This window comes from Cellulosimicrobium sp. NPDC057127 (assembly GCF_042670945.1).
Lineage (GTDB): Bacteria > Actinomycetota > Actinomycetes > Actinomycetales > Cellulomonadaceae > Cellulosimicrobium.
The window spans coordinates 46,044-60,305 of record NZ_JBHUUP010000006.1 but is presented as its reverse complement, the minus strand read 5'-3'; the positions used below and the strand labels follow the sequence as shown (position 1 = coordinate 60,305).

The following is a 14,262-nucleotide window of genomic DNA, read 5'->3' as shown; positions in this document are numbered from 1 at the left end:
GCCGGTTCTCGCACCCGTACGCCGGAATCCCGAGGACCCTCCGGACGTTATGTCATGCAGATCCTGCCCACCCGACCGAGGAGGTCCCATGGTCCAGGCTGCCCGAGGAACCCGGCGCCGCGTCGCCCGCCGCGTCCAGGTCGAGAACGACTTCGGCGAGATCCTCCACTACGTCCGTCACACCGGTGGCGGCCTCGTGTCGCCGCGCGCCGACGTCCCCGACGACGTCCCCGTCGGGGAGGGCACCTACGTCGAGGCCGGCGCGCGCGTCGAGCCCGGCTGCCGCGTCGGCGCCGGGAGCTGGCTCGACGAGGACGTCACGCTCGGCCGCGACGTGCGCGTCGGCGACAACGTGCGCATCGGACCCGGCACCCGCGTCGGCGACCGCGCGCACGTCGGCAGCGGCGCTCGCGTGGGCGGCCGCGTCGTCGTCGAGCCCGGCGTCCAGGTGCTGCCGGACACCGTCGTCGCGGACGACGCGGTCGTGCGCCGTCGGGCCGGGAGCCGCTCGCGGTACGAGACCGCGGCGTGAGACCCCGGTCCCACCGGGCGCATGTCGCCGAACCCCGGGTTACGCGTCGTTCCACCCCCTGAACGGCGCACGACCCGGGGTTCGGCGCGTCCCCGTGGTCACCGCCGCGCGACGACGTCGAGCACGTGCGGGCCCAGCACGGGGAAGTTGTCGCGGAACACGTTCCCGGGGTCGACGCGCCGCTTGAGCGCCCGCAGACGGTCGAGCGTCGCCGGCGGGAACGCGTCCTCGACGCGCTCCGGCCGCCGGTCCGTGTCGAAGCTCAGGTAGGAGCCCACGAACAGGTCGGCGAGCGCGTCCCAGCGGGCGTCGAGGCGCGCGTGGCTCGCCCCCATCGCGGCGACGGAGAAGTTCGCCGACCGGTGCGCGTACGCGGTCGCGTCGGCCGGCACGTCCGACGCCGCCCCGCCCGTCGAGCGGATCTGGAAGAAGTACGTGTCGCCGCTCGCGACGAGCCCGGCGAGCCGCGCGGCCGCCTCCGGGGTGATGTGCTCCAGCAGGCCCGACCGGGCCACCGGCTCCCCCTCGCCCCCGTGCGGTCCCCGCGGCGGCGCCTGCACGACGGCGTCGTAGGGCACGACCTGCGCCGTCGCCTGCTGGAGCAACGGGGTGATCGCCGCGAACGGCTGGAGGCGCTCGAGCACGACGTCCGGGTCGTCGGAGTCGACCATGGTCATCGTCTGGGCGACGACCGGCTGCCCGGGCCGCGGCCGGCCCATGAGGAGGAAGCTCGTCGTGTCGCGCGGCGACGCCTCGACGGTCGCGCCCCAGCGCTCGAGGAAGTCCGCCGTGTCCGACGCGTCGTGCACCATCTGCGCGAACCCGACCGCCGGGACCTCGTCCGCCACGAGCTCGAACGACGTGACGACGCCGAGGTTCGCCCCCGCGCCGCGCACGCCCCAGAACAGTTCCGCGTCCTCGGTCGCGCTCGCGCGGACGACGGACCCGTCGGCGAGGACCATCTCCACCGCGCGGACGTGGTCGATCGTCAGTCCGTGCGCGCGCCCCAGCCAGCCGATGCCGCCCGCGGTCGCGAGGCCGCCGACGCCGACACCCCCGGAGTCGCCGGACGTGATCGCCCAGCCGTACGGCGCGAGCGCGGCAGCGACGTCGCCCCAGCGCGCGCCCGGGCCCAGGCGCACGAGGCGCTCGCGCTCGTCGAGCACCTCGATGCCGTCCAGCGCCCCGAGGTCGACGACGATCCCGCCGTCGTTCGTGGAGCGCCCGCTGATGCCGTGCCCGCCGGAGCGGACCGAGAGCGGCACGCGGCCCGTCACCTCCTGGGCGCGCGCGAACGCCAGCGCCTCGACGACCTCCGCCGTGTCGCGCGGGCGCAGGACGAGGCCGGGCGCGCCGCCGCGCAGGTACGTCGAGCGGACGGCGACGTGCGCCGCGTCGCCCGGCTCGACGGCGCGCTCCGCGAGGGACGCGGGGACGGCGTCGTAGTCGATGCCCTCCCGGCGGCGCGCCCGCACCGCGGCGGGGACGGGCCGGCTCGTGTCCGTGCCCGCGGCGACGCGCACGCGCTCGACCTCCGCGCGCAGGGCCGGCACGACCTCCTCGGCGAAGCGGCGGGTCGTGGTCTCGTCGTCGGACGCGAGGACCAGCGTGGACACGCCCTCGTCGACGACGAGCGGGAGGAGCCGCTCGACCCACGCCTCGGGCGGGCCGACGACGTCGGGGCCGCGATCGCCGTCGGGGCCCGTGTGCGCGTCCGTGAACCTGCCCGACACGTTGAGCAGCCGCGCGATCTCGCGCGGGTCGCGGCCGGCCGCGACCGCTGCGTCGTCGATCGTCGCGTTGCCGGCGCGCAGGCCGTCGAGGCCGACGCGGCCGAGCGACGGGAGCCAGCCGTCCGCGACGGCGCCCGTGAGGCGGAGCATGCGCGGGCCGAGCGCGCCGAGCCAGACCGGGATGCGGCGCGCGGTGGCGGGGCCGGGCTCGGCGCCCGCGAGGTGGTGGTGCGCCCCGGGGACGCGGACTCCCCCGCGCCCGGCGCCAGGTGCGTCGCCCTGGCCCCACAGCCCACGGATCACCGCGACGGCCTCCGCGAGCGCGTCGACGCTCTCCCCCGCCGACAGGCGTCGCGCGCCCATCGCCTCCATCGCGTCCCAGAACGCCCCGGCGCCGAGCGCGAGGTCGACCCGGCCGCCCGAGAGCAGGTCGAGGCTCGCGGCGGCGCGCGCGAGCACGGCCGGCGGGCGCATCGGCACGTTGGCCACGTTCGGCGCGACGTGGATCCGCTCGGTCGCCGACGCGACGTACGACAGCAGCGTCCAGGTGTCGAGGAACCGCGGCTGGTACGGGTGGTCCTGGAACGTCACGAGGTCGAGGCCGAGGTCCTCGGCGAGCCGCGCGCGGGCGACGGTCGCGGCCGGGTCCTCGGCGATCGGCGTGACGAACGTGCCGAAGCGCAAGGGGTGGCCGTAGTCGCTCATGCGCGCACCTCGGTCCGGGCGCGCTCGGCCGCGACGAGCTCGCGCGCGGCGGGCGCGACCTCCTGTCCGAGGACGGCGAGCGTCGTCGAGTCGTCGCCCATGACGACGTACGTGGACACGCCGTGCTCGAGGGTGACGGCCGCGACCTGCTCGGCCCACTGGCGGGGCGGGCCCTGGAGGAAGCCGCCTCCGCCCTCGGCCGTGAACCGTCCGCCGACGTTGAGCAGGCGCCGCACCGCGCCCGGGTCGCGCCCGGCGGCACGCGCCGCGTCGTCGATCGTCGCGTTGCCGCGCGCGAACGCCTCGATGCTCTGCAGGTAGGGCAGGGACGGCAGCCACCCGTCGGCCTTCGCCCCGACGAGCCGGAGCATCCGGGGCTTCAGGGCGCCGAGCCAGATCTCGACGTCGTGCGCCGGGGCAGGGCCGCGCTTGGCCCCGTCGACGTGGTGGTGCTCGCCGCCGGCGACGAGCCGCTCGCGTGTCGACGTGTCCCAGAGCCCGCGGACCACGTCGATCGCCTGCTCGAGCGCGTCGACGCTCTCCCCGGGTGTCAGGCGCTCGCCCCCCATGGCGACGATCGGGTCCCAGAACCCGCCGGCGCCGAGGCCGAGCTCGACGCGCCCGCCCGACAGGCGGTCGAGGCTCGCGACCGCGCGTGCGAGCACCGCGGGCGGGCGCAGCGGCAGGTTGAGCACGTTGCCCGCGAGGCGCACGCGCTCGGTCCGCGCGGCGACCCACGACAGGAGCGTCCACGTGTCGAGGAAGGCCGGCTGGTAGGGGTGGTCCTGGAACGTCACGAGGTCGAGCCCCGCCTGCTCGGAGAGGACCGCGAGGTCGACGACGTCGCGCGGCGACGCGGCGGAGGGCGTGATGAAAGAGCCGAAGCGGAGCTCGTGGCCGTAGTCCATGGGTCCTCGATCCGTGGAGATGCGTTGTAGAGCAGAACATATCCGTAACAGATGGGTGGATCAACAGCATTCCCGGGACTACCCTCGGAGGATGACCACGACCACCGCAGACGCGGCGTCGCCCCGCACGCCGGACGTCGACGCGCCCGTCCCCGGCCGCCACGAGGACCTCGGCTGGCACCTCGGCGTCCTGCTGCGCGCCTACCGCGCGACCGTCGAGGAAGCCCTCGTCGACGTGCCGCACGGGACGCGCGGCTACCAGGTGCTCGTCACGGTCGTGCAGGGCGAGCAGCCCACGCAGCTCGCGCTCGCCGAGCACCACGGCATCGACCGCACGGTCATGACGTACCTCGTCGACGACCTCGTCGCGGCCGGGCTCGTGGAGCGGCAGCAGAACCCCGCCGACCGGAGAGCACGCCGCGTCGTCGCCACGCCGGCCGGGCGCCGTCGGCTCGCCGAGCTCGCCGGACAGGTGCACGACGCCGAGGACTCGCTCCTGCAGGCCCTCTCGCCCGAGGAGCGCCGCACGTTCCGCACGCTCGTGCGCCGCGTCGCGTGCGACCTGCGCGACGTCGACGCCGGGACCGACCCGTGCGTCGTCGCCGAGCACGAGCTCGGCGCGCGCACGACGTAGCGGCTCTCCCCTATCTCGGCAGCGGGTCCGCCGCCGTCGGGGAGGCCTCGGCCTGCGCCACGGCGTCGTCGTCACGGCCCCGCAGCGGGTAGAACCAGAAGCACACGAACGCGAGCGCGGCGAGCACGACCGGCGCGCCACCGAGCAGGAGCCGCACCCCCGTCGCCACCTCGGGCGCCTGCGCCGCGGCACCCTCGACGTACCCGCTCGCGCCCAGCACCCCGGCGACGAGCACGGCCTGCACGATCACCGAACCCCGGACCACGAACCCGTTCGCCCCGAAGTACATGCCCTCGCGGCGCAGCCCCGTCCGGCGCTCGTCGTCGTCGACGACCTGGGCGAGCGCGACCTCGAGCACCTGCATGAGCCCCGCGACGCCGACCCCCACCACGAGACCCGCCACCGCGGCGCCCGCCACCGTGGACGGGACCAGGTACAGGCACGTCGCGAGGCCGTAGACCGCGACCACCCACAGCATCGCCGTGCGCGGCCCGACGCGCCGCACCACCCACGACCAGCCGAGGATCGACGGGATCGCCGCGACGAAGATCGGTGCGAGCAGCAGCGTCGCGTCCGCCTCCTCGCCGCCCAGGACGTAGCGCACGTAGAACGGCACCGCGGCGAGGACGACCGCCGTCGTGCTCTGCAGCAGCAGCGACCCGAGCACGTAGGTGACGAACGCGCGATTGGCGAACGTGTACCGCAGCTGGTCGGCGAACCGCACGCCCGTCTCGCGCTCGCGCACCGCGGCCACGTCCACGCGCCGCTCGACCATCCCGACGAGCGACCACACGAAGAAGCCGAGGCTCACCACCGCGAGCGCCACGGCCATCCACGTCCAGCCGACCGTCCCGTACAGCAGCGGAGCGCCCGCGGTGCCGAGGATCATCCCGACGAGCCCGAACACCTGGCGCGGTGCGTTGCCTCGGGCGCGCTCCGCCGTCGTGCGGAAGATCTCCGGGAACAGCGCCGACACGTTCAGCACGACCACGACGTAGGCGACGTCGTACACGGCGACCACGACGAGGAACCACACGACGAGGCCCGTCGGGCCGAGCGGCGGCGGAGTCCACACGAGCGCGAACGCGACGACGAGCGGCACGACCCCCAGGCCGATCCACGGCACGCGGCGCCCCCAGCGGGTGCGACGCCGGTCGGACGCCGCACCCACGAGCGGGTTGAGCAGCGCGTTGAGGACCCCGTGCGCGACCATCGCGCCCGCGACCCAGCCCGCCGGGACCCCGAGGTGGTCGACGTAGAAGTACACGACGAACGCGGAGAACGTCTGCAGCAGCAGGTTCGCGGGGAACGCGGACGCCCCGTAGGCGACCGTCCGCGCGCGTGTCGGCGCGCCGTCCAGGCGCCGGTCGCGCAGGCGATCGAGCCACGTGCCCGACGGCGCGAGCCCGTGCGGACCGCCCGGTCCGCTCACCGCACGGCCGCCGCGTCGGCGCGCTCGCCGCGCTGGACCGCCCGCAGGTCGCGCCACCCGACGCGCACGAGCCCCTCGGACGCGATCACCGCCGCGACGTCGGGGTCCCGGAGCAGCCGGTTCTCGAAGCCGCGCTTGGCGGCGGAGTGGTCGACGACGTCGCCGAGCTCGTCGTCGTCGAGCATGGGGTGCAGGTAGATCTCCGTGACCCCGGCCGGCACGCGGCGCAGGAGGTCGAGGAAGCCGGCCTTGACGTCGGCGTAGTCCTCCTCCTCCGGCGTCCCCGCGCCCGCCAGCGCGAACGGGTGCGTCCACAGCCGGTCGGGCAGCACGACACCCAGCGCGTCCGCCGCGGCGGTCGCCTCGTCGAGCACGGGCTGCAGGGCGTCCGGCAGGCCCATGCCCTCGATCGTGCGCGGCAGCCGGAACGGCAGCCCGTGACGGGCGGCCAGCTCGAACACCTGCGGCAGGAACGTGCGCCCCGTCTCGAGCCCGTAGACCGAGCCCATGTGGTTGTCGAGGTGCGTGACGTCCACCCCGGCCGCGAGCGCCGCGTCCAGCTGCGCGGCGAGCTCCGCGGCGACGTCCTCCGCCCGCGCCGCGCGCTCCACGGTCGCGACGTCGACGGGGAAGAAGCCCGCGGCGTCGACCAGGGAGGTGCCCGTCCCGGTGAGCGGCCGCCAGCGGTAGCGCGTCCACTCGCTCGTCAGGACGAGGTGCACGCCGACGTCGAGCTGCGGGTGGGCGGCCGCGAACGCGAGGGCGTCCGGCGCCCAGGCGCACGGGACCATGACGGTCGCCGAGTCGACGTGGCCGGCGAGCAGCAGGTCCGCGACGGCGCGGTTCGCGGCGCGGCACATGCCGAAGTCGTCCGCGTTGACGATGACGGCGCGGGTACCCGGCTCGAGGCCCATCCGCGCTGCGAGGTCGGGGCTCACGACGGCTCCTCGTCGGTGGCGCGGTCGTCCTCCGGGCCGACGTCGACCGCGAGCGCCGCGCGGAGCACGTCCTCGCGCAGCGCGTCGCTCGCCGCGTGCGCGGCTCCGAGCACGACGGCGTCCGGGCCGATCGTCGACGGCAGCACCCGCAGGTCCAGCACCGCGATCCGCTCCGCGAGGTACCGGATGACCCGCTCGGCGAGCGGCGGGCGCGCCGCCTGGTCGGTGAGCACGAACAGCTCGGGCTCGAGGACGAGCGCGATCGACCCCGCGACCACGGCGACCCGCTCCGCGACGACGTCGAGCACGTCGTCGGCCACGAGGTCGCCCCGCTCCGCGCGGTCCACGACCTCGCGCACCGAGACGTCGTCGGGCAGCCCGTGCTCCTTGGCGAGCGCGGTGAGCGAGCCGGCGCCCAGCGTCTCCGCGCCCAGGGGCCGCTCCGGGTGCGGCAGGAACGAGATCTCCCCCGCGCCGCCGCGCGCGCCGCGGTGGAGGCGGCCGTCGACGACGATCCCCGCACCGAAGCCGTCGCCGAGCCCGAGCACGACGAACGTGCCCGCACCGCGCGCGACGCCGTCGTGCTGCTCGGCCACCGCCGCGAGGTTGAGGTCGTTCTCCAGCCGCACGGGGCAGCCGAGCGCGTCCTGCAGCGCGTCGTGCAGCGCCGTGCCGCCCTTCTCGAAGCCCGGGACGCGCCGGATCGTCGTGCCGTCGGCGCCCACGATGACCGGCACGGCCGCGACCGCGCGCCGCACCTCGATGGTCGGTGCGGGCTCGAGCCGGGCGGCCACGTCGGCCACGCACCCCCGGGCGAGCTCGGCGGCGGCGCGGGCGCGCGCCGTCGGGCTCGCCTTCACGTCGCGGCGCTCGGCCCGGGCACGCACCGCACCCGTGACGTCGACGAGCGCGACGCGCACCCGGTCGCGGGCGACGTCGACCCCCAGGGCGAGGCCGTGGTCCGTGCTGACGCGGTAGCGCGCCGTCGGCCGTCCCCGCTGGTCGGGGCCCGGCTCCGACGCGACGACGACGCCCGTCCCGACGAGCGACCGCACCGCCTGCGTCACCGCCGCCCGGGTCAGCCCCGTCGCCGCCGCGACGTCCGCCCGGGTCAGCGGCCCGGCCGCGGACAGCGCGTCGAGCACGGCACGCGCGTGGAACGTGCGCAGCGGGGCGGGAGAGCCGGCGAGCAACAGGTCCATGCGGTCTCCGTCGACGGGTCGGGACGTGAGCGGCGGGACGCCGGACGCGCCCTGCCTCCCCGGGGAGACTAACCACGCCCCCGACGGTTGTCGACGGCACCCACCGCCCCTGTGCACCGCCCGGCGCACGACCGCTCCCGGGGAACGCGTCGACGACCCGGCGGCGGCGGTCCGGCGCCCGGGCGGGTGTGCGGCCCGGTGCCCGGCCCCGGGTACCGTGGCGTCGTGATCCGCCGAGCCATCGCCCGCGCCTACTGGGCGACGAGCCGCTGGACCCTCCGTTCCGAGCCCTACGACACGCGCCGCCCGACGGTGCTCGTCGGCGCCCCGCACACCTCGAACTGGGACTTCGTGCTCATGCTCGCCATCGCGTGGAGCACCGGCATCCACGTGCGCTGGCTCGGCAAGCACACCCTGTTCGCCGGGCCCGCGGGGCCGCTCATGCGCGCTCTCGGCGGCATCCCCGTCGACCGGCGGGACCCGGCCCGTGTGGTCGCCGACGTCGTCGCGCGCATCCGCGCGGGCGAGGTGTTCTCGCTCGTCGTGACGCCCGAGGGCACGCGCCGCGCCGGCACGCACTGGAAGTCGGGGTTCTACCGGATCGCGCGCGAGGCCGGCCTCCCCGTGACCCTCGGGTACGTGGACCGCACGACCATGACCACCGGTCTCGGCCCGACCGTCGACCTCACCGGCGACGTGCGCGCCGACATGGACGTCGTCCGCGCCTTCTACGCCGACAAGTCGGGCGTGCACCCGTCCCTGCGCACCGAGCCGCGCCTGCGCGAGGAGGACACCGGCCCCGCCGCGGGCTGACCGAGCGCTGCACGTCCGACCGAGCGCTGCGTCCGTGACCGAGTGATGCGTCCGTCGACGCAGCGCCCGCGCGCCGACGCAGCACTCGCCGCACCGGGGGGTGCGCGGCGGCCGGACGCCCGGCGCGTGCTCGTCCACAGTCCGCACGCGGCGTAGCCCCGTCCACAGGTCGCTGGTCGAGCATGCCGTCGCCCGCAGCGCTCTGCGACGGTCGCCCGATGGACGACGACGAATCGACACGAGGCGTGCGGAGCCGTGCGGTCCTCGCCGCAGAAGTCCCACGGGCCGTGATCGTCGAGGCGCTGGGCAACGGCACGGCGACCCGGCTGCGTCGCGGCGCGTACCTGTTCGGGGGCGCACCTACGGGCGCACGGCCCTCGCCCTGCCACGCACGTGCCGCCGCGCGCGCCAGGATCGAGGCGGTCTCCCGGCAGCTCGAGGGCGCGCACTGGTTCTGCGGGCCGAGCGCAGCTCTGCTGTGGGGCCTGCCGCTGTGGGCGCTGCCGCGCGGCGTGCACGTCGTGCAGCGCAACGTCCCGGGCCGCGGCGCAGGCGCCGACGTCGTGCGCCACCGGAGCGTGATCGCGCCGCACGACCTCGCCACCCGCGACGGGCTGCCGGTGACGACGCTCGCCCGCACCGTCGTCGACTGCGCCCGTTCGCTGCCGGCGCGCGACGGGCTGGTCGTCGTCGACGCCGCACTGCGGCGCGGTGTCTCCCACGACGAGCTGCGGCGACGTGCCGCATCCAGCCGTGGCCGCGGCGTCGTCCGTGCACGCGCGGTCATCGACGTCGCGGACGGCGGGTCGGAGAGCCCCGGGGAGTCGGCCACCCGCTACGCGCTGCTCCGGCAGGGGCTCCCGGCCCCACGGACCCAGGTCCCGGTGGTGACGCGGCTCGGCCGGTTCCGCGCCGACATGGGCTGGGCGGAGTGGCGGCTCCTCGTCGAGTTCGACGGCTTCGTGAAGTACGGCGAGCTCGCGGGCGGCGACCCGGCGCGCGTGCTGTTCGAGGAGAAGCGCCGTCAGGAGGCGATGGAGGAGGAGGGCTGGCGCGTCGTCCGCGTGACACGCGCGGACCTCCGCCAGGAGGAAGAGCTCGCCGCACGCGTTCGCCGCCGGCTCCCGTCGGGCGCCGTCGTGCCGCACCCCCGCCGGACGGAACTCTGGTGACCGGACGAGAGATGCGTCCCCGCGCGAGCGCTGCGTGCACGGACGCAGCGCTCGACCCGGGACGCAGCACTCGACCCGAGGTGCAGCACTCGACCCGGGGTGCAGCACTCGACCGCTGGCGGTGCCCGGTCAGCCGCGGCCGCGCAGGCGGTCGATCTCGCGCCGCTCGCGCTTGGTCGGGCGGCCGGCGCCGCGGTCGCGCACGGCCAGCGGGACGGCGAGCTCGCGGGGCGGCGGGGGCGGGCTCTGGTCGGTGAAGGCCTCCGCCGCGAGGGGCGCGGAGACCCGCTTCACGAGCAGCTTCTCCACGACGAGCACCTTCTCGACGAGGCCGCCGCGCACGACGACGCGGTCGCCCACCTTGACGTTCGTCGCCGGCTTCGCGCGCTCGCCGTTGACGCGCACGTGCCCGGCCTTCACGGCCGCGGTCGCCTGCGACCGGCTCTTGAACACGCGGACGGCCCAGAGCCAGCTGTCGACCCGGGCGCTCGTCGTCTCGCTCGTCACCCTCCGAGCCTACGAGGGTGAGGTGTGCACGGTCCGCCGCTGCTCGGCGTGCGAAGGATCTGTGAACGTGGGAGCGTCTAGCCAGACCGTCCGGGAGGTATATCCGGATAGTCCTGTTCCTCACCGAGGGAGAAGGAGACACAGATGGGCATCATCGGCTGGATCGTCATCGGCCTCATCATGGGCGCGATCGCACGTGCCATCGTCCCGGGCAAGCAGAAGGGCGGGTGGATCGTCACGCTGATCCTCGGCGTCCTCGGAGCCCTGCTGGGCGGGTTCATCGCCTCCGCCGTGTTCGGCACGGACGTCAACGAGGAGTTCTTCGACCTGGGTACGTGGGGCTTCGCGCTCCTGGGTTCCCTCATCGTGGTGTTCCTCTGGTCGTGGTTCACGAACCGCAAGCGCGCCTGACACCCCTCGTCGGCCGTCCACGACGGCCGCACGGCAGCCGAACGGCCCGGTCCGCACGGACCGGGCCGTTCGCGCGTCCGGGAGCGCCGGTCTCCGCGTCGCCCGGCGTCCCGGCTCGGCGCCGCACGGGCCCTGCCGGCGCAATTTCCGTGGACGACGGCGCCCACCCCCGGCACGCTGACCGGTATGAGCAGCGTCACCGCCCCGTCGCCCGAGATCGGGCTGCCCCCGGGCCTCGTGCTCGTCGAGGCGCCGCACGCGGACGACGTCGACGCGCCCGACGCGTGGGCGTATCGCGCGGTCGCGGACATCGACGACGAGATCGAGCGCGAGACGCACGGGCACGCCGACATGGCGCTCGCGCCGCGCGACGTGCTCTCCGGGATGCAGCACCAGGAGTACGCGCACAAGCAGCGCTTCGTCGTCGTGCGCGCGGACGCGCTGGACGCGGCGCACGGGCCCGGCGCCGCACGCCCCGCCGTGGACGACGTCGTCGCGCACCTGTTCCTGTGCCGTCCCGTGACGAGCAACACCCACCTGGGCGAGCTCTACCCGTTCGTGCGCGCCACGGCGCGCCGACGGGGCATCGGCGCGGCGCTGCTCGCGCTGGGCGAGCGCCTCCACACCGACGCGGGGCGCAGCGTCCTGTACTCGGCGACGGCGCACGGCAGCGAGCCACCGGCGGGCCCGGGCGCGATCGAGGCGACGACCGGGTCGGGTCGCGTGCCCGCCGACGCCCCGGGTGCACGGCTGGCGCTCGCGCACGGGTACGCGCTGGAGCAGGTGGACCGCCACTCGGAGCTCGACCTGCCGGTGCCCCCCGACGTCCTCGGACGGCACGGTGCGCAGGCGCGCGCCGTCGCCGGGGACGCGTACCGCACCCTCACGTGGACGGACGAGGTCCCCGACGCCTGGGCCGACGACGTCGCCGTGCTGTTCACGCGCATGAGCACCGACGCACCGGTCGGCGGGGTGGACTACGGCGAGGACCCGTGGGACGCGCACCGGGTGCGCACCTGGGTGGACCAGCTCCGCGGCCGGGGCTACGGCTTCCTCATGACGGTCGCCGAGCACGTGCCGACGCGCACGCTCGCCGCCTTCACGGTGCTGGAGCTCCCGCGGGACCGCCCCGCTGTCGTGCACCAGGAGGACACGCTCGTCCTGCGCGAGCACCGGGGCCGGCGGCTCGGGATGCTCGTGAAGGTCGCGAACCTGGAGGCCCTGCGCGACGCGCTCCCGGAGGGCCGGCGCGTGCACACGGGCAACGCCGAGGAGAACACGCACATGCTCGCGATCAACGTCGCGCTCGGCTTCCGGCCCGCGGGCACGTGGGCGTCCTGGCAGAAGAGGGTCGGCGCTGCCGGGCCGGGCGAGGGGAAGACCGCATGAGCGAGCGCGTGAGCACGACGACGCGTGGTGGCCAGGCCACGACCGGCCTCGGGGAGCCGACGACGGCGCCCGGTCCCCTGCGGATCGAGACGGTCGTGGTCCCCGCCGACCTCGACGCCCCGGAGGCGTGGGCGGTGCACGGCACAGTCCTCGTCAGCGAGGCGGTCGACACCCAGGTGTACGGGCACACGGACCTGTCCCTCGACGCGGGGACCGTGGTCGGCACCGTGGCGAGCGGGGACTACCGGCGCACGGTGCGACGCGTGGCCGTCGCGGACGGCGCGGCGCCCGGCAGCCCGGCGCGCCCCGAGGACGTGGTGGGACGCTCGATGGTGTCGCTGCCGCTGGAGGGCAGCACGCACGTGGCGCTCGTCCACGTGGCGGTGCACCCGGAGCACCGGCGCTGCGGCGTCGGGACGGCGCTGTGGGACGACGCGCTCGCGCTCGCCCGCGATGCCGGGCGCAGCGTGGTCCAGGGCGACTCGTCGTTCGCCCCCGAGCCCTCCCCCGGCCCGGACGCGCTCGAGGCGCCGACGGGCAGCGGCCGCGTCCCCCGCGACGCCGCGGCGACCCGGTTCGTGCTGGGCCGCGGCTTCACGCTCGAGCAGGTCCAGCGCCACTCGACGCTCGGGCTGCCGGTCCCGGCAGAGCGCCTGGACCCGCTGCGAGCGGCGGCGACGGAGCGTGCCGCCGACTACCGCGTCCACGTGTGGACGGACGACGTGCCCGAGGAGTGGCTCGACCAGCTCGCGGTGCTGGAGACGCGCATGAGCACCGACGCGCCCAGCGCGGGCCTGGAGATCGAGGAGGACCCGTGGGACGCCCAGCGCGTGCGCACCACGCTGCAGGACGTCCACGACCGCGGTCAGGGCTTCGTGGTCGCCGCCGCGGAGCACGTGCCGACGGGCTCGCTCGCGGGCTTCTCGATGGTGTCCCTCCCCCACGACAAGCCCGAGGTCGTCTACCAGGAGGACACGCTCGTCCTGCGCGAGCACCGCGGCAGGAGCCTCGGGATGCTCGTCAAGGTCGCGGTGGTCGACGAGCTCGCCCGCTCCCGCCCGGCGGCGCGCCGCGTCCACACCTGGAACGCGCAGGAGAACGCCCACATGCTCGCCATCAACGTGGCGCTGGGCTTCGCGCCCGCGAGCGTCGACGCCGAGTGGCAGCTCCGGCTCGACCCGCCGGCCTGACGCCGGCCTGACGACGGTCAGCGGATGCCGTCGAGGAACCGCACGACGCGCTCGGTGACGAGCGCGGCGGCCTCCGGCTCGTACGACGGCAGGCTCAGGTCGGTGAACAGGTGGCGGTCGCCGGGGTAGAGGAACAGCTCGGCGTCCTGGCTCGCCTCGACGAGCTCGCGCGCGGCGTCGACGTCGCCCTCGCCGGCGAAGAACGGGTCGTCGTCCATGCCGTGCACCTGCACGGGCACCTCGGCCGGCCACTCCTCCCCGAACTCGGTGACGGGGATGCACGCCTCGAGGAGCACGGCCCCCTTCGCCCCGGGGCGCGTCTGGGCGAGGGCCTGCGCCGGCAGGACCCCGAGCGACGTCCCGAGGTAGACGAGCCCGGGCGGGAGCGCGTCCGCGGCGGCCCGGCCCCGCTCGAGGAGGGTGCCGAAGCCTAGCTCCTCCGCGTGATCGACGCCCTCCTCGAGGGAGCCGAACGTCTGGCCCTCGAACAGGTCGGCCACGTGGACCACGTTGCCGGCGTCGCGCAGCACCTGTGCCGTCTCCTCGACCCCGGGCGTGACACCCAGGGCGTGGTGGAACAGCAGCACCTCGGCCATGTCTCCTCCGTCCCGCGGCACGCCGGTCGCGCCGCCCCGTCCATGGTGGAGCCTGGGGCGACGGCCCGCCGCCCGGAGGACGAACGGCCCGACGACGGGC

Annotated in this window: 14 protein-coding genes; 7 read left to right on the top strand and 7 right to left on the bottom strand. The window is 75.8% G+C overall.

Annotated elements, in window-relative coordinates:
• Positions 1 to 88: 88 nt before the first annotated feature.
• A complete protein-coding gene (locus ACFTZA_RS07695) occupies positions 89 to 532 on the top strand; it encodes a transferase (protein ID WP_378192493.1) in 444 nt (147 codons plus the stop codon).
• Positions 533 to 630: 98 nt separating this feature from the next.
• On the opposite strand, the gene ACFTZA_RS07690 is transcribed toward ACFTZA_RS07695, so the two are convergent.
• Together ACFTZA_RS07690 and ACFTZA_RS07685 are read right to left on the bottom strand one after the other, a co-directional pair.
• The gene (locus ACFTZA_RS07690; RefSeq protein WP_378192491.1) at positions 631 to 2,970 is read right to left on the bottom strand and encodes an LLM class flavin-dependent oxidoreductase; all 2,340 of its coding nucleotides are present in this window, start codon (positions 2,968 to 2,970) and stop codon (positions 631 to 633) included.
• A complete protein-coding gene (locus ACFTZA_RS07685) occupies positions 2,967 to 3,878 on the bottom strand; it encodes an LLM class flavin-dependent oxidoreductase (RefSeq protein WP_378192489.1) in 912 nt (303 codons plus the stop codon). The genes ACFTZA_RS07690 and ACFTZA_RS07685 overlap by 4 nt, the downstream gene beginning before the upstream one ends.
• Positions 3,879 to 3,969: 91 nt before the next feature.
• Here ACFTZA_RS07685 and ACFTZA_RS07680 point away from each other — a divergent pair, with 91 nt between their 5' ends.
• The gene (locus ACFTZA_RS07680) at positions 3,970 to 4,512 is read left to right on the top strand and encodes a MarR family winged helix-turn-helix transcriptional regulator (RefSeq protein ID WP_378192487.1); all 543 of its coding nucleotides are present in this window, start codon (positions 3,970 to 3,972) and stop codon (positions 4,510 to 4,512) included.
• Between the two features lie 10 nt (positions 4,513 to 4,522).
• Here ACFTZA_RS07680 and ACFTZA_RS07675 read toward each other — a convergent pair whose 3' ends face one another.
• Genes ACFTZA_RS07675 through ACFTZA_RS07665 form a run of 3 tightly spaced genes read right to left on the bottom strand, consistent with a single transcriptional unit; the run spans position 4,523 to position 8,084 of the window.
• Positions 4,523 to 5,944, bottom strand: a complete 1,422-nt coding sequence (locus ACFTZA_RS07675) for an MFS transporter (protein WP_378192485.1) — start codon at positions 5,942 to 5,944, stop codon at positions 4,523 to 4,525.
• Positions 5,941 to 6,882, bottom strand: coding sequence for a polysaccharide deacetylase family protein (locus ACFTZA_RS07670; protein ID WP_378192483.1), 942 nt, complete (start codon positions 6,880 to 6,882; stop codon positions 5,941 to 5,943). The genes ACFTZA_RS07675 and ACFTZA_RS07670 overlap by 4 nt, the downstream gene beginning before the upstream one ends.
• Positions 6,879 to 8,084 (bottom strand): ROK family protein, encoded by a 1,206-nt coding sequence (locus ACFTZA_RS07665; RefSeq protein WP_378192481.1) that lies wholly within the window; start codon positions 8,082 to 8,084, stop codon positions 6,879 to 6,881. The genes ACFTZA_RS07670 and ACFTZA_RS07665 overlap by 4 nt, the downstream gene beginning before the upstream one ends.
• 225 nt (positions 8,085 to 8,309) lie before the next feature.
• Between ACFTZA_RS07665 and ACFTZA_RS07660 the strand changes: the two genes are divergently transcribed.
• Positions 8,310 to 8,897, top strand: coding sequence for a 1-acyl-sn-glycerol-3-phosphate acyltransferase (locus ACFTZA_RS07660; protein WP_378192479.1), 588 nt, complete (start codon positions 8,310 to 8,312; stop codon positions 8,895 to 8,897).
• 218 nt (positions 8,898 to 9,115) lie between these two features.
• Positions 9,116 to 10,069 (top strand): hypothetical protein, encoded by a 954-nt coding sequence (locus ACFTZA_RS07655; RefSeq protein ID WP_378192477.1) that lies wholly within the window; start codon positions 9,116 to 9,118, stop codon positions 10,067 to 10,069.
• Between the two features lie 129 nt (positions 10,070 to 10,198).
• On the opposite strand, the gene ACFTZA_RS07650 is transcribed toward ACFTZA_RS07655, so the two are convergent.
• Positions 10,199 to 10,576: an RNA-binding S4 domain-containing protein gene (locus ACFTZA_RS07650; protein WP_378192475.1), complete on the bottom strand. Its 378-nt coding sequence runs from the start codon at positions 10,574 to 10,576 to the stop codon at positions 10,199 to 10,201.
• 144 nt (positions 10,577 to 10,720) lie between these two features.
• Between ACFTZA_RS07650 and ACFTZA_RS07645 the strand changes: the two genes are divergently transcribed.
• The 3 genes from ACFTZA_RS07645 to ACFTZA_RS07635 all read left to right on the top strand — a co-directional run bounded on the left by ACFTZA_RS07645 (position 10,721) and on the right by ACFTZA_RS07635 (position 13,566).
• Complete coding sequence (locus ACFTZA_RS07645) at positions 10,721 to 10,987, top strand: GlsB/YeaQ/YmgE family stress response membrane protein (RefSeq protein WP_378192473.1); 267 nt, start codon at positions 10,721 to 10,723, stop codon at positions 10,985 to 10,987.
• 186 nt (positions 10,988 to 11,173) lie between these two features.
• The gene (locus ACFTZA_RS07640) at positions 11,174 to 12,376 is read left to right on the top strand and encodes a GNAT family N-acetyltransferase (RefSeq protein WP_378192471.1); all 1,203 of its coding nucleotides are present in this window, start codon (positions 11,174 to 11,176) and stop codon (positions 12,374 to 12,376) included.
• Positions 12,373 to 13,566: a GNAT family N-acetyltransferase gene (locus tag ACFTZA_RS07635; protein WP_378192469.1), complete on the top strand. Its 1,194-nt coding sequence runs from the start codon at positions 12,373 to 12,375 to the stop codon at positions 13,564 to 13,566. Before ACFTZA_RS07640 ends, ACFTZA_RS07635 begins: the two co-directional genes overlap by 4 nt.
• A gap of 17 nt (positions 13,567 to 13,583) precedes the next feature.
• Here the strand turns inward: ACFTZA_RS07635 and ACFTZA_RS07630 are convergent, their stop codons facing one another.
• Positions 13,584 to 14,162, bottom strand: coding sequence for a dienelactone hydrolase family protein (locus tag ACFTZA_RS07630; RefSeq protein WP_378192467.1), 579 nt, complete (start codon positions 14,160 to 14,162; stop codon positions 13,584 to 13,586).
• Positions 14,163 to 14,262 lie beyond the last annotated feature (100 nt).